Genomic DNA, 18,239 nt, shown 5'->3' with positions numbered 1-18,239 from the left:
CGGTCAGGCGCGGCGCCGCAGCAGCCGCTGCAAGGCGTCCAGCCGGTTCGTGGTGATCGCGTCCACGCCCAGGTCGAGCAGCCGGGTCATGTTGCGCTGCCAGTCCGCCGTCCACGCGCCGACCAGCAGCCCGTTGTCCGCGGCCCACCGCACGGTCGTGGCGTCGATCAGCCCGAAGCGCAGATTGATCCACCGCGGCTTCAGCTCGTCCAGGAGCGAGCGCGGCGGCGGAGCCACCGTCGTCCACGTCATGGCGATCTCCGCCGACGCGTCCAGGTCGCGCACCGTCAGCATCGCGCCGAGCCCGCCGCAGTAGTAGACGCGGTCGCCGACGCCCGCCTCCGCCACCGCGGCCATGGTCGCCTTCACCTGGCCGACCGAGGTCAGGTCCAGCATCATCCGGCCGCCGCCGGGGTGCCGCAGCAGCTCGGCGAAGGCGTCCGCCAGGGTGGGCACACGGCCGTCGGTGAGGTCCACGACGTCGTTCAACGACAGGTCGCCGACCGCCTCCGGCACCTTCCACAGCCGCTCCAGCGTCTCGTCGTGCAGCAGCACCGGCACGCCGTCGGCGGTCAGCTTCACGTCGACCTCCACCGCGCCCGCGCCCTTGAGCAGCGCCGACCGCACGGAGGGCAGGGTGTTCTCGCGCTCGTGGTACGGGTCGCCCCGGTGGGAGACCGCGACGGTCACCGCCACGCCGCCGTGTACGCGTCGATCTCGGCGGCCAGCGCCCGCTTGCCCGCCGGGTCGAGGAAGGAGACCTCGACGGCATTCTTGGCGAGCGCCGCGACCCCGGTGTGGTCCAGCTCCAGCAGCCGGGCGGCGACCGCGTACTCGGTGTTGAGGTCGGTGCCGAACATCGGCGGGTCGTCGCTGTTGACCGTGACCAGCACGCCCGCGTCGATCATCTCCCTGATCGGGTGCTGGTCGATCTCGGTGACCGCGCGGGTGGCGATGTTGGAGGTGGGGCAGACCTCCAGCGGGATGCGCTGCTCCGCGAGGTGATCGAGCAGCCGCCGGTCGCGTACCGCGCTGGTGCCGTGGCCGATGCGCTCCGCGCCCAGTTCGTTGATCGCGTCCCAGATCGTCTCGGGGCCCGTCGTCTCGCCCGCGTGCGGCACGCTGTGCAGACCGGCGGCGCGCGCCCGGTCGAAGTACGGCTTGAACTGCGGCCTCGGCACGCCCAGTTCCGGGCCGCCCAGACCGAAGGAGACCAGGCCCTCGGGGCGCAGGTCGAGCGCCAGGTGCGTGGTCTGCTCGGCGGACTCAAGGCCCGCCTCGCCGGGGATGTCGAAGCACCAGCGCAGGGTCACGCCCAGCTCGGACTCCGCGGCCTTGCGCGCGTCCTCGATGGCCTCCATGAACGCCTGCTCGTGGATGCCGCGCCGGGTCGAGCTGAACGGGGTGACGGTCAGCTCCGCGTAGCGGATGTTCTGCCGCGCCATGTCCCTGGCCACCTCGAAGGTGAGCAGCCGTACGTCCTCGGCGTCCCTGATCAGGTCGACCACCGACAGGTAGACCTGGATGAAGTGCGCGAAGTCCTTGAAGGTGAAGAAGTCGGCGAGGGCCGCGGGGTCGGCGGGGACCGCGGAGTCCGGGTGCCGGGCGGCCAGTTCCGCGACGATCCGCGGTGACGCGGACCCGACGTGGTGGACATGCAACTCGGCTTTCGGAAGTCCGGCGATGAAGGTGTCGAGGCCGGAGCCGAAGCCGGGCGCGGTGTCGGGCATGCGGGGGTCCTCCCAGGGGTCCGATCGGTGCGGTTCATCGTAAACGGCACCGGGAAACGGCGCTGGGACGGCGGGCGGCGACGCCGTGACGGCGGGCGGGGACGCTGGGACGGCGGGCGGGGACGGCCGACGTCGCACCATGGCCCCCAGACGTCCCCCGGTCACGCCGCCGGGGATCGCCGCGACGGCCGGATTCACACAGAATTCGTCGCGTAACCAAAAGGCAACAACGGAATCACTTGTTGAAGGACAGCTCCTCTGCCAGGATCGGCGATCAATCCAGAGTTTGGCCACGCCGCCAGGAGTGGGCGCGGAGGCGAGGAGAACGTGATGGACCACGTGACGGACGTGGCGAAACGGTTCGCGGGCGGAGCCCAGTACATCGACGGCCGCCCGCGAACCGGCGGCAGCGGCGACACGCACTCCGTCGTGGACCCGGCGACGGGCCGCACGGTGTGGACGTACGCCACCGCGGGACCCGCCGACGTGGACGCCGCCGTCGCCGCCGCGAAGGCCGCGCTGCCCGGCTGGGCGGCCACCGCGCCCGGCGAGCGCTCCGCCGCGCTGCACCGGCTGTCCGCCGCCCTCGACGCGCGCGCCGACGAACTCGCCCGCGCCGAAACCCTCCAGTGCGGCAAGCCGATCAAGCTCAGCACCGAATTCGACGTGCCGGGCACCGTGGACAACGCCGCGTTCTTCGCCGGGGCCGCCCGCCACCTGGAGGGCAAGGCGGCAGGCGAGTACAGCCCGGACCACACCTCGTACGTGCGCCGCGAGCCGGTCGGTGTCATCGGTTCCGTCGCCCCCTGGAACTACCCGCTCCAGATGGCCGGGTGGAAGATCCTCCCGGCGGTCGCGGCGGGCAACACCATCGTGCTCAAGCCGTCGGAGCTGACCCCGCTGACCGCCCTGATGTTCGCCGAGGCCGCCACCGAGGCCGGAATCCCGGACGGCGTGCTCAACATCGTCACCGGTACGGGGCAGGGCGCGGGCGAACACCTGGTCACCCACCCCGACGTCGCCATGACGTCCTTCACCGGCTCCACCGCCGTCGGCACCCGGATCGCCCGGCTCACCGCGGGCACCGTCAAGCGCCTGCACCTCGAACTCGGCGGCAAGGCCCCCTTCGTGGTCTTCGACGACGCCGACCTCGACGCGGCCGTGCACGGCGCGGTCGCCGCCGCCCTGATCAACAGCGGCCAGGACTGCACCGCCGCCACCCGCGCCTACGTCCAGCGCCCGCTGTACGACGCCTTCGTGACCGCCGTCGCCGACCTGATGGCCACCGTACGGCTCGGCGACCCCGCCGACCCGGCCACCGACCTCGGCCCCCTCATCTCCTTCGCGCACCGCGACCGCGTCGCGGCCGTCGTCGAGCGGGCCCGTACGTACGCCACCGTCGTCACCGGCGGCGCGGCGCCCGGCGGCGGGCTCGCGGCGGGCGCGTACTACCGGCCCACGCTGCTCACCGGCGCGCCGCAGCACAGCGAGGCCGTCCAGCAGGAGATCTTCGGCCCGGTACTGGCGGTGCTGCCGTTCGACAGCGACGATCAGGGCCTGGCGTACGCCAACGACACCCCGTACGGCCTGGCCGCCTCCGCCTGGACCCGCGATGTCTACCGGGCCGGGCGGGCCGCGCGGGAGATCACCGCGGGCTGCGTCTGGATCAACGACCACATCCCGATCGTCAGCGAGATGCCGCACGGCGGAGCGAAGTCCTCGGGCTTCGGCAAGGACATGTCCACGTACTCCTTCGAGGAGTACACGCAGGTCAAGCACGTGATGTTCGACAACACCGCGGTGGCGCGCAAGGACTGGCACCGCACCGTCTTCGGAGACCGATAGCGGAAGGGCACCACCCATGGAGCAGTACGAGACCCTGTCCCCGCCGGTGCGCGCGGCGATACTCCGCAGCATGACCGGCGGGCGCGGCGCCCTCGGCCGCCGGACGCTGCTGCGCGCCGCGGGGCTGGGCACCGTCGCCACGGCGGGACTGACGGCGTGCGGCATCCCGGCCGCGGGCCGCAAGGGCGACACCACGGCGTCGACCGACCACTCGGCGCAGGAGAAGGTCGTGAACTTCTCCAACTGGGACCAGTACATCGACGTCACCGACGACGGCAAGCACCGCCCGAGCCTCGACCAGTTCACCAAGGCCACCGGCATCAAGGTCGACTACACCGAGGACATCAACGACAACGTCGAGTTCTTCGGCAAGATCAAGCCGCAACTGTCCGCCGGCCAGGACACCGGCCGCGACCTGATGGTGCTCACCGACTGGCTCGCGGGCCGGATGATCCGGCTCGGCTGGGTCCAGAAGCTCGACCCCTCGAACCTGCCGCACGCCTTCGCCAACCTGGAACAGCGCTTCCGCAGCCCCGACTGGGACCCCGGCCGCGCCTACTCCTACCCCTGGGCCGGCATCCCCACCTGCATCGCCTACAACAAGAAGGTCACCAAGGGCCGCAAAGTCACCTCGGTGTCGCAACTGCTGGACGACCCCGCGCTCAAGGGCAAGGCCGCCATGCTCTCCGAGATGCGCGACACCGTCGGGATGACGCTGCTCGACATGGGCAAGAAGCCGGAGACCGTCACCGACGACGAGTACGACGCCGCGCTCAACCGCATCCAGGGCGCGGTGGACAAGGGGCAGATCCGCAAGTTCACCGGCGGCGAGTACACCGACGGCCTCAGCAAGGGCGACATCGCCGCCTGTATCGCCTGGGCCGGTGACCTGGTGCAGCTCAGGCTCGACGACCCGAACATCGAGTACGCCTTCCCGGCCGCCGGTTACATGACCTCCACGGACAATCTGCTGATCCCCGCCAAGGCGCGGCACAAGACCAACGCCGAGCGGCTGATCGACTGGTACTACCAGCCGCGGATCGCGGCCGAACTGGCCGCCTACACCACCTATGTGTCCCCGGTGATGGGCGTCCGCGAGGAACTGGCCAAGATCGACCCGTCGCTCGCCACCAACCCGCTGATCATCCCGAACGCCCAGATGAACGCCACGTCGCACGCCTTCCGCTCGCTCAGCGAGGACGAGGACACCCGGTACGAGGCGAAGTTCTCCAAGCTCACCGGCGCCTGACCGGCGCTCCAGCAGCCCGCACTCCCCGACGACTTCCGGGACACCTCATGACGACCCCCAAGACCCCGGCCGACGACGCCGTCAGCCTCACCGGGATCAGCAAGACCTACGGCTCCTTCACCGCCGTCCACCCGCTGGACCTCGCCGTGCCCGCCGGTTCCTTCTTCGCTCTGCTCGGCGCCTCCGGATGCGGCAAGACCACCACCTTGCGCATGATCGCGGGCCTGGAGGACCCCTCCTCCGGCTCCGTACGCCTCGGCGGCCAGGACGTCACCGCCCTGCCGCCGTACAAGCGCCCGGTCAACACCGTCTTCCAGAACTACGCGCTCTTCCCGCACCTCGACGTCTACGAGAACGTCGCCTTCGGACTGCGCCGCCGCGGCATCAAATCCGTCAAGAAGCAGGTCGGCGACATGCTGGACCTCGTCCAGCTCGGCGCGCTCGCCCGCCGCAAGCCGCACCAGCTCTCCGGCGGCCAGCAGCAGCGCGTCGCCGTGGCCCGCGCGCTGATCAACCAGCCGCAGGTGCTGCTGCTCGACGAACCGCTCGGCGCGCTCGACCTCAAGCTGCGCCGCCAGATGCAGCTCGAACTCAAGCGCATCCAGACCGAGGTGGGCATCACCTTCATCCACGTCACCCACGACCAGGAGGAGGCCATGACGATGGCCGACACCGTCGCGGTGATGAACGCCGGACGCGTCGAGCAGATGGGCGCGCCCGCCGACCTCTACGAGAACCCCGCCTCCACCTTCGTCGCCAACTTCCTCGGCACCTCCAACCTCATCGAGACCGAGGTGACCGGCGTCAGCGGCGGCGAACTCCAGCTCACCGCCGCCGGACAGAAGCTGACCCTGCCCGCCGCCCGATGTCGCGTCGACGTGACGACCGGCGGCCGGGTGCTGGCCGGGGTCCGCCCCGAGAAGATCACCCTGGCGCACAGCGACGACGAGCACGAGATAGCCGAGAGCCGCAACCGGGTGCGCGGCCGGATCGTCGACTCCAGCTTCATCGGCGTCTCCACGCAGTACGTCATCGACAGCCCGGTCTGCCCGGAGCTGGAGGTCTTCGTGCCCAACGTGGAACGCGACGGCCGCCTGGTGCCCGGCGCGCCCGTCGTCCTGCACTGGAACCCCGAGCACACCTTCGGCCTCGACGCCGACCAGGACATCGACGCCGGTACCGACACCGACGAGGGGGAGGCCGCCGCATGAGCGCAGCGACCGCGCCCGTCACCGGGCCGCCGGCCCCGGCCGAGGCGGCCCCGCTGCCCGCCGCCCTGAAGAAGGCCGCCCGCAGACGGCGGCGCATCCCGTACCTGCTGCTGCTCGCGGGCGTCGCCTGGCTGCTGGTCTTCTTCGTGGCCCCGATGGTCTACCAGGCGTCGACCTCGGTGCAGACCGGCTCGCTCGACGACGGCTTCAAGGTGACCTGGCACTTCGCCACGTACTGGGACGCCTTCCACGAGTACTGGCCGCAGTTCGTGAAGTCGCTGGTCTACTCCGGCATCGCCACCGTGCTGTGCCTGGGCATCGGCTACCCGCTGGCGTACACCATCGCCTTCCGGGCCGGACGCTGGCGCAATCTGGTGCTGATCCTGGTGATCGCGCCCTTCTTCACCAGCTTCCTGATCCGCACCCTGGCGTGGGAGACGATCCTCGCCGACCAGAGCCCGCTGGTGTCGTTCCTGAACCACATCCACCTGCTGGACGTCACGTCCGCGCTCGGCATCACCGAGGGCAACCGGGTGATGGCCACCCCGCTGGCGGTGGTCTGCGGCCTCACGTACAACTTCCTGCCGTTCATGATCCTGCCGCTCTACACGTCCCTGGAGCGGGTCGACGGCAAGCTGCACGAGGCGGCGGGCGACCTGTACGCGACCCCGTTCACCACCTTCCGCAAGGTGACCTTCCCGCTGTCCATGCCGGGCGTGGTGGCCGGCACCCTGCTCACCTTCATCCCGGCCTCCGGCGACTACATCAACGCCGAGTTGCTGGGCTCCACCAACCAGAAGATGATCGGCAGCGTCATCCAGTCGCAGTTCCTGCGGGTGCTGGACTACCCGACGGCCGCCGCCCTGTCGTTCATCCTCATGGCGGTCATCCTGGCGATCGTCATGGTCTACGTCCGCCGCGCGGGAACGGAGGAACTGGTCTGATGCGTCCGATCCGCTGGCTGCGCAAGAACCTCGTGGTGATCGCCGGGGTGCTCACCCTGACGTACCTGATCGTGCCCAACCTCGTGGTGCTGCTCTTCTCCTTCAACAAGCCCAACGGCCGCTACAACTACACCTGGACGCGGTTCTCCACCGACGCCTGGCAGCACCCCTGCGACGTCGCGGGCATGTGCGAATCCCTCACGCTCAGCCTGAAGCTGGCCGTCTACTCGACCATCGGCGCCACCGTGCTCGGCACGATGACCGCCTTCGCGCTGGCCCGCTACCGCTTCAGGGGCCGCGCCACCACCAACATGCTGATCTTCCTGCCGATGGCGATGCCCGAGGTCGTGATGGGCGCCTCGCTGGGCACCCTCTTCCTCAACATGCGCATCCAGTTCGGCTTCTGGACCATCCTCATCGCGCACATCATGTTCTGCCTGAGCTTCGTCGTCGTCGCCGTCAAGGCCCGCGTGATGAGCATGGACCCCCGTCTGGAGCAGGCCGCGCAGGATCTCTACGCCACCCCGACCCAGACGTTCCTGCGGATCACGCTGCCGCTGGCCGCGCCCGGTATCGCAGCGGGCGCCCTGCTGTCCTTCGCGCTCTCCTTCGACGACTACATCATCACCAGCTTCAACGCGGGCAACACCGTCACCTTCCCGATGTTCGTCTGGGGCTCCGCGCAGCGCGGCACACCCGTCCAGGTCAATGTGATCGGTACGGCGATGTTCGTCATCGCGGTGCTGCTCGTACTGGCCGGGCAGCTTCTCGGCAGCAGCCGCAGGAGGGCGCGCACCTGACCCGTACCGCCCCCGTATTCCGGACGCAGACCCGCGCAGCACGAAGGTGTGAGAACCATGGACGCAGCCCGCTCGCTCGCCGAGGCCGAGCCCCGACCGTACTGGCTGGACGACCCCGGCAGGCCGCAGGCGCACCCCGCGCTCACCGGCCACGACAGCTGCGACCTGCTGGTGGTCGGGGGCGGCTACAGCGGGCTGTGGACCGCGCTGCTGGCCAAGGAGCGCGATCCGCAGCGGGACGTGGTGCTGGTCGAGGGGGACAGGATCGGGTGGGCCGCCTCCGGGCGCAACGGCGGCTTCTGCGCCGCGAGCCTCACCCACGGCGCCGCCAACGGACTCGCCCGCTGGCCCGACGAATTCGACGCGCTCCAGCGGCTGGGCGACCGCAATCTCGACGCCATCGAGGAGGCCGTCGCCCACTACGGCCTGGACTGCGACTTCGAGCGGACCGGCGAGATCGACGTGGCCACCGAGCCGCACCAGTACGACGAACTGCGCGAGGCCGCCCAGGAAGGCGCCGAGCACGGCCTGGACGCGGAACTGCTGGACCGCGACCAGGTCCGCGCCGAAGTCGACTCGCCCACCTTCCTCGGCGGCCTGTACAACCGGCGCGGCGTCGCCATGCTGCACCCCGCCAAGCTCGCCTGGGGCCTGGCCCGCGCCGCCGCCGACGCGGGCGTACGGATCTACGAGCGCACCCCGGCCCGCGACCTGGCCGGCTACGGCACGGCGCTGGGGGTGCGCACCCCGTACGGCAGGGTGACCGCCCGCCAGGTGGCGCTCGGCACCAACGTCTTCCCGTCACTGGTCCGCCGGGCCCGCCCGTACACCGTGCCGGTCTACGACTACGCGCTGATGACGGAGCCGCTGACCGAACAGCGGCTCGCGGCGATCGGCTGGCAGGGCCGCCAGGGACTGAGCGACAGCGCCAACCACTTCCACTACTTCCGGCTCAGCGCGGACAACCGCATCCTGTGGGGCGGCTACGACGCGGTCTATCCGCGCGGCGGCCGGATGCGCGCGGAGTACGACCAGCGGCCCGAGACCTTCCTGAAGCTGGCGGAGCACTTCCGCACCTGCTTCCCGCAGTTGGAGGACGTCCGCTTCACCCACGCCTGGGGCGGCGCGATCGACACCTGCTCGCGCTTCTCCGCCTTCTTCGGCACCGCGTACGGCGGCCGGGTCGCCTACGCGGCCGGGTACACCGGGCTGGGCGTGGGCGCCACCCGCTTCGGCGCCGACGTGATGCTGGACCTGCTGGCGGGGGAGGAGACCGAGCGGACCCGCCTGGAGATGGTCCGCAAAAAGCCGCTGCCGTTCCCGCCGGAGCCGCTGGCCACCGTCGGGATCGGCATCACCCAGTGGTCGCTGGCCCGCGCCGACCGGTCGGGAGGGCGGCGCAATCTGTGGCTGAAGGCGATGGACCGCGCCGGGCTCGGCTTCGACAGCTAGGGCCTGATCCGCCGGACAGGCCCTGGGGCCGCCCGGCGCGGACCCGCGATGATCCCCCCGGCGCACAACCGGCATACGGCGTGAGCCACTTCACTACCAATGAGTAGCGAAACCCGCGTAATGATCGGCCCCCAACCCGCTCTCTTCCATGACAGCGACCGTCCACAGCGGTCGTCGGGCGGAAGAGACGGAGGAGCCGGTCATGGTCAGCACCGGTGCGAAAAGCGCGGTCGAGTGGCTGGTGTCGGTGGCGGTGGATCCGGTGAGCTGCCGGTGGGAGTGGGAGCGCAACCCCCTCGGGGTCACGCTGCTGCCCGCCGGGAAACTGTGGGACGTCCTGATCCTCACCGGGGATCTCGGCTACCCCACCCTGGACATCCTGACCCGGCTCGTGGAGCGGCCGGGCCCGGTGCTCGCCGACTTCGGCGACTCCCGGATGGGGTTCTTCGTACCGCCGGGCACGGCGGCGCGCTGGCTGGCCACCGGCGTACGGACGGCGGGCCGCGGCACCTGGATCGTCGTGCCGTATCCGGGCCGGGCGACCGGCGGGGTGCGGTGGCTGGTGCCGCCGGACGGCAGCGGACACCTCACCGACCCGGTGCTGCTCGAACTGGCCATGCACGAGGCCGCCGCCCAGATCGCGGGCGGCGGCTGAAGGACGCACCGCGGAGCGAGCCCACCGCGCGGTGCTTGTGACCACCTCCCCGGCCTGGGGAGACTGACATGAGACAACGACGGAAGGGTCAGCCCGTGACGACCAAGCACATCACCCACTGGATCGCAGGCAAGGGCTGGACCGGCGGCGCGGAACGGCACGCAGACGTGTACGACCCGGCGACCGGCGCGATCACCGGGCAGGTGGACCTCGCGTCCGCCGACGTCGTGGACGCGGCGGTCGACGCCGCCCTCGACGCGTTCCAGCAGTGGCGGCACACCTCGATCGCCAAGCGCACCGGCGTCCTCTTCGCCTTCCGCGAACTGCTCAACGCCCGCCGCGACGAACTGGCCTCGATCATCGTCGCCGAGCACGGCAAGGTGCACTCCGACGCCCTCGGCGAAGTCGCCCGCGGCATCGAGGTCGTGGAGTACGCGTGCGGCATCCCGCAACTGATCAAGGGCGGCTTCACCGAGCAGGCGTCCACCGGCATCGACGTCTATTCGATCCGCCAGCCGCTCGGCCCGGTCGCGATCATCTCGCCGTTCAACTTCCCCGCCATGGTGCCGATGTGGTTCTTCCCGCTGGCCATCGCCGCGGGCAACACCGTCGTCGTCAAGCCGTCGGAGAAGGACCCCTCCGCCGCCAACTTCATGGCCGGGCTCTGGCAGGAGGCGGGCCTGCCCGACGGCGTCTTCAACGTCGTGCACGGCGACAAGCCCGCCGTCGACCGCCTGCTGGAACACCCCGACATCAAGGCCGTCTCCTTCGTCGGCTCCACCCCCATCGCCCGCTACGTGTACGAGACCGGCACCCGGCACGGCAAGCGCGTCCAGGCCCTCGGCGGCGCCAAGAACCACATGCTGGTGCTGCCCGACGCGGACCTGGACCTGGCCGCCGACGCCGCCGTCAACGCGGGCTTCGGCGCCGCGGGCGAACGCTGCATGGCGGTCTCCGTGCTGGTCGCCGTCGACCCGGTCGGCGACGGCCTGGTCGAGCGGATCAAGCAGCGCGTCGCGGGTCTGACCGTAGGACCCGGCTGCGCCGCCAGTTCCGAGATGGGCCCGCTGGTCACCGGCGTGCACCGCGACAAGGTGACCGCGTATCTGGACTCCGGCGTCGCGGACGGCGCGGAACTGGCCGTCGACGGCCGCAAGCACCCGATCTCGGGCGCGGAGACCGCCGACGGCTTCTGGCTCGGCCCCACCCTCTTCGACCGCGTCACGCCCGGCATGTCCGTCTACGACGACGAGATCTTCGGCCCGGTGCTCTCCGTCGTCCGCGTCTCCTCGTACGAGGAGGGCCTGGCGCTGATCAACGCCAACCCGTACGGCAACGGGACCGCGCTGTTCACCAACGACGGCGGCGCCGCGCGGCGCTTCCAGCACGAGGTCGAGGTCGGCATGGTCGGCATCAACGTGCCGATCCCGGTGCCGGTCGCGTACTACTCCTTCGGCGGCTGGAAGTCCTCGCTCTTCGGCGACACCCACGCCTACGGCGAGGACGGGGTCCGCTTCTTCACCCGCGGCAAGGCCGTCACGCAGCGCTGGCTCGACCCTTCGCACGGGGGCATCAATCTGGGCTTCCCGACGAATAGCTGACCGTCGGTCCGTCGGCGTCCGGACCGTCGGCGTCCGGTCCGCCGACGCCCGGACGGTCGGCGCTCGGACCGTCGGCGTCCGGTTCGCCGGTTTCCGGCGCGTGGCTGAACAGCCCGGCCGCCGCCACCCACGCCACCAGCGTGACCGTCAGGAACCAGCTCGCCAGCACGTCCAGCGGCCAGTGGTAGTCGCACCACACCAGGGCGACGCCCACGGCCGCCTGGAGGGCGAGGGTGAAAACGGTCAGCGCGGTCCTTGCCGCGGGGCGGCGCACGTACGGCAGCAGGAGCAGCAGGGCCAGGCCGTACGCGACGGCGGAGGTCGCGGCGTGACCGGAGGGGAAGTAGCCGTAGCCGTCGAGCCGGGGCAGGAGGCGGCCGGGCGCGGGCCGGTGCACCGCGGACTTGACCGTGTCGACCACGACCGGCAGCAACGCCATGGCCACGCAGGCGGCCAGCGGCGGCAGCCACCAGCGGACGACGGCCGCCCGCCGCCCGAGCACCGCGGCGGCCACGACCGCGACGAGCAGGACCGGCACGGCCACCTCGATGTTGCCGAAGTCGCTCACGACCTGCGCGGTGCCGTGCACGCCCGGATGCGCGGCGGACGCCCGCCGGAACCAGCCGAGTACGGTCCAGTCGCGGCCGACCAGCCGCCCGCCGGTCTCGACCTGCCAGGTGAGCAGGGAGAACAGGGCGGCGCCGACGGCGCTCAGCAGCAGGAGAAAAGTCAGCCGCCCCGGAACAGGGGGGAGAGTTCCGGGGCGGCCAGGGCGACCGCCGTGCCGCTCGTCCCGGGGGGTGTGGGACGAACGGCCGACCGATCGGCGAGGAGTGCCGGGGCCTACGGTCCCGGCGGTGTCGTGCGCGAGGGCACTGCTGAGCCGGTGTTGGGGATACACCGGCGCGGTGTCGCCCGTGATGATCTCCTTCGGAGACCGCCCCGAGCGGGGTGTTCTGCTCAGACCGTACGTCACCGGGAGGGCCACAAGGCCAGGGATCACCCCTCCGCCATCAGGCCCGCACACGTTCTTCACGTCCCCCCATTCCTTACCGCCGGTCACACCCCGGCGAAGGCCCCCTCGATGATGTCGAGGCCCTCGTTGAGCAGATCCTCCCCGATAACCAGCGGCGGGAGGAAACGCAACACGTTGCCGTAGGTGCCACAAGTGAGGACAACCAGGCCCGCACTGTGACACGCGCGGGCGATCGCGCCGGTCAGCGCCGCGTCCGGGGTCGTGGTGCCCGGCTCGACCAGTTCCACCGCGATCATCGCGCCGCGCCCGCGGACCTCGCCGATCGCCGGGAACTTCTCCTGGAGCGCGGTCAGCCGCGCCTTCATCACCTCGCCGATCCGCCGCGCCTTCGCCGCGAGGTCCAGTTCCTTCATCGTCTCGATCGCGCCCAGGGCCGCCGCGCACGCCACCGGGTTGCCGCCGTAGGTGCCGCCGAGGCCGCCCGCGTGCGCCGCGTCCATGATCTCCGCGCGCCCGGTCACCGCCGCCAGCGGCAGACCGCCCGCGATGCCCTTCGCCGTCGTGATCAGATCCGGCACCACGCCCTCGTCCTCGCACGCGAACCACTGACCGGTACGGCAGAAGCCGGTCTGGATCTCGTCCGCGACGAACACGATCCCGTTGTCCTTCGCGAACTGCGCGATCCGCGGCAGGAAGCCCTTGGCGGGCTCGATGAAGCCGCCCTCGCCCGCGATCGGCTCGATCACGATCGCCGCCACGTGCTCCGCGCCGATCTGCTTGGTGATCATGTCGATCGCCTGCGCCGCCGCCTCCTCCGCCGCGTGCTCCGGCCCGGTCAGCCACCGGAAGCCGTACGCCAGCGGCACCCGGTACACCTCGGGCGCGAACGGCCCGAAGCCCTCCTTGTACGGCATGTTCTTCGCGGTCAGCGCCATCGTCAGATTCGTCCGGCCGTGATAGCCGTGGTCGAACACCACGACCGCCGGGCGCTTGGTGTACGAACGCGCGATCTTCACCGCGTTCTCCACCGCCTCCGCGCCCGAGTTGAACAGCGCCGTCTTCTTCGCGTGGCTGCCGGGCGTCAGCTCGTTCAGCGCCTCGGCGACCTCCACGTACCCCTCGTACGGCGTCACCATGAAGCAGGTGTGCGTGAAGTCGGCGAGCTGCGCCGTGGCCCGGCGCACCACGGCCTCCGCGCTGTTGCCCACCGACGTGACCGCGATCCCGGAGCCGAAGTCGATCAGCCGGTTCCCGTCCACGTCCTCCACCACGCCGCCCCCGGCGCGCGTCACGTACACCGGCAGCGTCACCCCCACCCCGTTCGCGACCGCGGCGCTCTTGCGCGCCGACAGCTCCTGCGACTTCGGGCCGGGAATGCTGGTGACCAGCTTGCGTTCCTGCGGAAGTGCGGTCATGGCGGGTGCTCTCCTCAAGCCGGGCGGCGGTGTCTGTGCGGTGTCTCTTCGGATCTCTTCGGACTTTTCAGCTCTTCCCGCAGGCTAGGCCGCGTCCCGGCCCGCCCGCATACGCCGATAGGTAACACTGCCCACCGACGATTCGCCGTAACGGCCAGTGCGCGCGCCGCGGCGTGCCACCGCCCGCCACCGGCAAGATCCTTTTACGGCGGTAGCCGCTCGACTACATTGAGCGCATCGTCGGCGACGAGGGGCGAGGGGCACGCACCATGGATGCCATGGATCACGAGGGCGCGCACGGGTACGGCCACCGGCCCGAGGTGCCGCCCCGGCCCGCCGGGACACCGGCGCGCCCGGCCGCCGCGCCCCCCGTGCCCAAACAGGCACCGCCGATGTCCGAGACCGAGCGCTGGCTGCGCACCCCGCGGATCTCCGACGCGCCCGGCGTGTACGCCTACGGACACGTGCCCAACGAAGCCGACCGGGTCCCCGACGGCCGCGTCCTCGGCCGCGCCGCACTCGCCCTCCTCGCCGGAATCCTCATCTGGTCCCTGCGCAACAACGGCTTCCTGCCCTGGTGGCAGTTCCCGCTCAAGATCCTGACCCCGCACAGCTGGTCCTTCAGCGGCCACCAGTCCCGCCCCGAGGTCTTCACCCAGAACCTCTACAGCGTGCTGTCGGCCGCCGTGATCGTCTGGATCACCGGCAGGCTCGGCAACTGGGGCGAGGCGGCCCGCCGCTTCCTGAACACCCCCGCGCGCCGCGGCTGGTTCGCGCTCGCCGCGGGCGCCCTGGTGTGGCAACTGAGCTGGACGGGCTACGTGCCCCTCCTCGACACGGTGCTCGACCTCTTCCCGTACTCGTGGATAAGCGGTGGCGGCAACCCCAACCGGGCCGCCGCGGTCACCTACGCCATCTACGCCCTCGTCGCCGCGCTGATCGCCTGGCCCTGCGCCACATTCGGCGGCTGGTTCGGCATCCCCGGCTGGCAGCCCGACGACACCGCGGGAACGCGCCCCGCCGCCCCCTCGTACACCCGCACCGGCGCCGACCCCTTCGGGGAGACCCCCGCGGACTGGCCGGAACTGCGCGCGGCCGGGCGCTCCGACGCGGCCGACCGGCTGGCGCGGGACGTGGGCCTGGGCCGGATGAACGACGTGGACTGCGTCCGCGTCCGGCACGCGTGGGACGAGACCCGGCAGCGCCCCCGCGAGGTCCTGGCGTTCACCGACGAGGTCCGGCGCCTCGGCGGCGGCGCCTGCCTCCACCCGTCGGGCGAGCGCGACCTGCCCGCCCGCACCGCCCCGCACGACCTGCTCGGCGGCCAGGTCAGGATCGGCCGCGGCGTCGAGGACGACCGCAACGGCTTCCAGTACCGCGGCTCCGGCATGGCCCTCGACCCCGCACTGCTCGGTACGGGACTGCTCGTCGTCGGCCCGCCCGGCGCCGACAGGACCCGCCGCGTCATGCGCCCGGCGGCCGAGTCGCTCTGCCTCCAGGCGCTCACCGGCACCGCCGCCGTCGTCGTCGTGGCCGGCGCGGACACCGACCTCGGACCGCACGAGGCGTACGACGTCGTCATCGCGCCCGGCGACCCGGCCTCCCGCTACAGCCTCGACCTGTACGGCGGCACCACCGACCCCGACATGGCCGCCTGGCTGCTCGCCGAAGCCCTCGTCGACGGCCCCGAGGCCGAACAGCGCCGCGCCGTCGCCGCCCTCGGCCAGCTCCTCGGCCCCTACGCCGCCGCCCACGGCCGTTTCCCCCCGGTGCCGGTGCTCCGCGAACTGCTGGACGGCGCCCCCGAGGCGTACGAGGACCTGCGCCGCGCCGTGGACGCGGCGGGCGCGCCCACGCTGCTGCGCGAACTCGACGCCAGGCAGCGGCAGTCCGCCCGCACCGGGGACATCGGCGGCGACCTCGCCAACCGGATCGCGCTGCTTGACCGGCCCGCCTTCGCCGGCTCCTTCGGCGCCCCCGACCGGGCCCGGCCGTTCTCGATGGAAGCGCTCGTCCACCCCATCCGGGTGCGGATCGAACTGCCCGAACGCGGCCACGCCGAAGCCTCCCGGATCCTCGTCCGGCTGCTGCTCGCCCAGTTCACCGCCGCCGTCCGCGCCCAGCGCACCTGGACCCGCTTCGTCTGCCTGATCGTCGACGACATCGGCCAGGCCGTCACCGCGGAGACCGTCCGCGCGCTGGCGGCCCTGCCGTCCACCACGGCGGGCATGGTCCTCGGCCTGCGCACTCTGGCCGACGTGCCCGAGCACCTGCGCGGCCCGCTCGTCGCCGCCGCGGGCTGCCGGATGTCCCTGGCCGGGGTCACGCCGTGGGACGGCAAGTTCTTCGCCGAGTCCTGGGGCACCACGCGGGTGGAGACCCGCGAGGTCACCCGCGCCGACCAGTCGGGCGGCATGGCGCAGCGCGTCAACCGCGTGGCACGCCGGATGATCACCGGCCGGGTCGTCACCGCCGACGCCGTCACCGTCCGCGAGGTCGAGCGCGAACGCTGGTCGGCCTCCGACCTCGCCCACACCGTGCCCGCCGGGCAGGCCGTCGTCTCGCTCACGACCACCGCGGGGGAGAGCGCCCCGCCGGTCCTGGTGGACCTGCGGGGGTAGCGCCGAGGGCGTGCGGGCCCGGCACCGGGGGCGGCTGATGGCGTGCGGGCCCGGTCGGGTCGGGCGGCGGCGGGGCGTGCGTGTCCGGTATTGGCGGCTGGCGTCAGGGCAGCGCTGGACGGTGCGGCACAATTGGGGGTGGCGACCGCTCCCGGTCGGCCAAAAATCGGCCTTCTCCCGTACCAGGCACCTATGCCCCTCACGCTCGCGTCCCTCGCCCACCACTCGGTCCTCAAGCTCACCGTCCTCGCCGGAGGCGACCGGCTGGGGGACACCGAAGTGCGCTGGGTCCACACCAGCGAGCTGGACGACCCGGGACCGTACCTGGAGGGCGGCGAACTGCTGCTCACCACCGGCCTGAAACTGCCCGTGGACGACGCGGAGCACATACGCGCGTACGTGACGCGGCTGGCGGCGGCCGGAGTCGTCGGCCTCGGCTTCGGCGTCGGGGTCGGCCACGACGCCGTGCCCCCCGCCCTGGTGGCCGCGGCGGAGACCGCCCGGCTGCCGCTGTTCGAGGTGCCGCGCAAGACCCCGTTCATCGCCATCAGCAAAGCGGTCTCCGCGGCCGTCGCCGCCGACCAGTACAAGGCCGTCACGGCGGGCTTCGAGGCCCAGCGCGAACTGACCCGCGCCGCCCTCGCCCCCGACGGCACCGCCGCGCTCCTCAGCCGCCTCGCCCAGCACCTCGACGGCTGGGCCGCGCTCTACGACGCTTCAGGAGCCGTCCTGGCCGCGGCCCCCGACTGGGCGGGCCGCAGGGCCGCCCGGCTCGCGGGCGAGATCGACCGGCTGCGCGACACCCCCGCCCCGGCCAGCGCCGCCGTCGCGGGACCCGCGGGCAGCGAGGACCGCGTCGAACTCCAGTCGCTGGGCACCGGCCGCCGCCCCCGCGGCTTCCTCGCCGTCGGCACCGAGGAACGCCTCGACACCGCCGCGCGCTACGTCGTCCACGCCGCCGTCGCCCTGCTCACCCTCTCCCTCGAACAGTCCCGCACCCTCCAGGACGCCGAACAGCGCCTGGCCGCGGCCCTGTTGCGGATGCTGCTCGCCGGGGAGCCCGGCCACGCCCGCAGCGTCGCGGGCAAGCTCTACGGCACCCTCCTCGACCACCCGGTCCGCGTGCTCATCGCCGAACCGGCCGAGGCCCACGCCACCGCGGGCGCCGACGCCGTCACCCTCCTCGGCGAACGCGCCGAGGCCGTCGCCTCCCGCTCCGGCGACGCACTCCTCGCGGTCCGCGAGGGCCCCCGGCTGATCGTGCTGGCCGCCGAGGAGTCCATGGCCCTGTCCACCGCCGCCGACCTCGCCGAGGCCGAGGACGCGCTGGCCGCCGGACTGTCCGCGCCCGTACTCCCCGCCGAGGTCCCCGAGGCCCACCGCCAGGCCGAACGCGCCCTCGCCGTCGCCCTGCGCCGCGGCCGCAACCTCGTCGAGCACGGCGAGGTCGGCGCGGGCTCCGTCCTGCCCCTCCTCGCCGACGACGCCGTCCGCGCCTTCTCCGAAGGTCTGCTGCGGCCGCTGCGCGACCACGACGCCACCTCCCGCGGCGACCTCGTCGCCTCCCTGCACGCCTGGCTCTCCCACCACGGCCAATGGGACGCCGCCGCCGCCGACCTGGGCGTCCACCGCCACACGCTCCGCTACCGCATGCGGCGCGTCGAGGAAATCCTGGGCCGCTCGCTGGACGACCCGGACGTGCGGATGGAGCTGTGGCTGGCGCTGAAGACCGGGCCGTGA

At 72.1% G+C, this 18,239-nt stretch carries 14 protein-coding genes; 10 read left to right on the top strand and 4 right to left on the bottom strand.

Annotation, left to right across the window (positions count from 1 at the left end; genetic code table 11):
* Positions 1–3: 3 nt before the first annotated feature.
* Both ACIOC1_RS05145 and ACIOC1_RS05140 read right to left on the bottom strand, forming a co-directional pair.
* A complete protein-coding gene (locus tag ACIOC1_RS05145; protein ID WP_355346528.1) occupies positions 4–696 on the bottom strand; it encodes a glycerophosphodiester phosphodiesterase in 693 nt (230 codons plus the stop codon).
* Positions 687–1,730 carry an adenosine deaminase gene (locus tag ACIOC1_RS05140; RefSeq protein ID WP_355346531.1) on the bottom strand — a complete coding sequence of 348 codons (1,044 nt, stop codon included), beginning with the start codon at positions 1,728–1,730 and terminating at the stop codon, positions 687–689. Before ACIOC1_RS05140 ends, ACIOC1_RS05145 begins: the two co-directional genes overlap by 10 nt.
* A gap of 330 nt (positions 1,731–2,060) precedes the next feature.
* Between ACIOC1_RS05140 and ACIOC1_RS05135 the strand changes: the two genes are divergently transcribed.
* The 8 genes from ACIOC1_RS05135 to ACIOC1_RS05100 all read left to right on the top strand — a co-directional run bounded on the left by ACIOC1_RS05135 (position 2,061) and on the right by ACIOC1_RS05100 (position 11,487).
* Entirely contained in the window at positions 2,061–3,575 is a 1,515-nt protein-coding gene (locus tag ACIOC1_RS05135) for an aminobutyraldehyde dehydrogenase (protein ID WP_391050331.1), read from the top strand.
* Positions 3,576–3,591: 16 nt separating this feature from the next.
* Positions 3,592–4,824 carry a spermidine/putrescine ABC transporter substrate-binding protein gene (locus ACIOC1_RS05130; protein ID WP_355346537.1) on the top strand — a complete coding sequence of 411 codons (1,233 nt, stop codon included), beginning with the start codon at positions 3,592–3,594 and terminating at the stop codon, positions 4,822–4,824.
* A gap of 47 nt (positions 4,825–4,871) precedes the next feature.
* A complete protein-coding gene (locus tag ACIOC1_RS05125; protein WP_188280859.1) occupies positions 4,872–6,035 on the top strand; it encodes an ABC transporter ATP-binding protein in 1,164 nt (387 codons plus the stop codon).
* Entirely contained in the window at positions 6,032–6,979 is a 948-nt protein-coding gene (locus ACIOC1_RS05120; protein ID WP_401852093.1) for an ABC transporter permease, read from the top strand. The genes ACIOC1_RS05125 and ACIOC1_RS05120 overlap by 4 nt, the downstream gene beginning before the upstream one ends.
* The gene (locus ACIOC1_RS05115) at positions 6,979–7,779 is read left to right on the top strand and encodes an ABC transporter permease (RefSeq protein ID WP_355346544.1); all 801 of its coding nucleotides are present in this window, start codon (positions 6,979–6,981) and stop codon (positions 7,777–7,779) included. The genes ACIOC1_RS05120 and ACIOC1_RS05115 overlap by 1 nt, the downstream gene beginning before the upstream one ends.
* 57 nt (positions 7,780–7,836) lie before the next feature.
* Positions 7,837–9,231 carry an NAD(P)/FAD-dependent oxidoreductase gene (locus tag ACIOC1_RS05110; protein ID WP_401852091.1) on the top strand — a complete coding sequence of 465 codons (1,395 nt, stop codon included), beginning with the start codon at positions 7,837–7,839 and terminating at the stop codon, positions 9,229–9,231.
* Positions 9,232–9,433: 202 nt separating this feature from the next.
* A complete protein-coding gene (locus ACIOC1_RS05105) occupies positions 9,434–9,886 on the top strand; it encodes a hypothetical protein (RefSeq protein WP_401852089.1) in 453 nt (150 codons plus the stop codon).
* Between the two features lie 68 nt (positions 9,887–9,954).
* The gene (locus tag ACIOC1_RS05100; RefSeq protein WP_391050328.1) at positions 9,955–11,487 is read left to right on the top strand and encodes a CoA-acylating methylmalonate-semialdehyde dehydrogenase; all 1,533 of its coding nucleotides are present in this window, start codon (positions 9,955–9,957) and stop codon (positions 11,485–11,487) included.
* Here the strand turns inward: ACIOC1_RS05100 and ACIOC1_RS05095 are convergent.
* Together ACIOC1_RS05095 and gabT are read right to left on the bottom strand one after the other, a co-directional pair.
* Positions 11,459–12,388: a phosphatase PAP2 family protein gene (locus tag ACIOC1_RS05095; protein ID WP_401852086.1), complete on the bottom strand. Its 930-nt coding sequence runs from the start codon at positions 12,386–12,388 to the stop codon at positions 11,459–11,461. The two genes, ACIOC1_RS05100 and ACIOC1_RS05095, sit on opposite strands and share 29 nt — an antisense overlap.
* A gap of 158 nt (positions 12,389–12,546) precedes the next feature.
* Complete coding sequence (gene gabT, locus ACIOC1_RS05090; protein ID WP_355346559.1) at positions 12,547–13,878, bottom strand: 4-aminobutyrate--2-oxoglutarate transaminase; 1,332 nt, start codon at positions 13,876–13,878, stop codon at positions 12,547–12,549.
* Positions 13,879–14,156: 278 nt separating this feature from the next.
* Here gabT and ACIOC1_RS05085 point away from each other — a divergent pair, with 278 nt between their 5' ends.
* Together ACIOC1_RS05085 and ACIOC1_RS05080 are read left to right on the top strand one after the other, a co-directional pair.
* Positions 14,157–16,499: an ATP/GTP-binding protein gene (locus tag ACIOC1_RS05085; RefSeq protein WP_401852083.1), complete on the top strand. Its 2,343-nt coding sequence runs from the start codon at positions 14,157–14,159 to the stop codon at positions 16,497–16,499.
* Positions 16,500–16,691: 192 nt separating this feature from the next.
* Positions 16,692–18,239: a PucR family transcriptional regulator ligand-binding domain-containing protein gene (locus ACIOC1_RS05080; protein WP_355346565.1), complete on the top strand. Its 1,548-nt coding sequence runs from the start codon at positions 16,692–16,694 to the stop codon at positions 18,237–18,239.

The sequence above is a fragment of the Streptomyces sp. NPDC088197 genome (assembly GCF_044741185.1).
Classification (GTDB): domain Bacteria; phylum Actinomycetota; class Actinomycetes; order Streptomycetales; family Streptomycetaceae; genus Actinacidiphila.
Note: the sequence above shows the minus strand (reverse complement) of the source record. Positions and strands in the feature narration are given on the sequence as shown.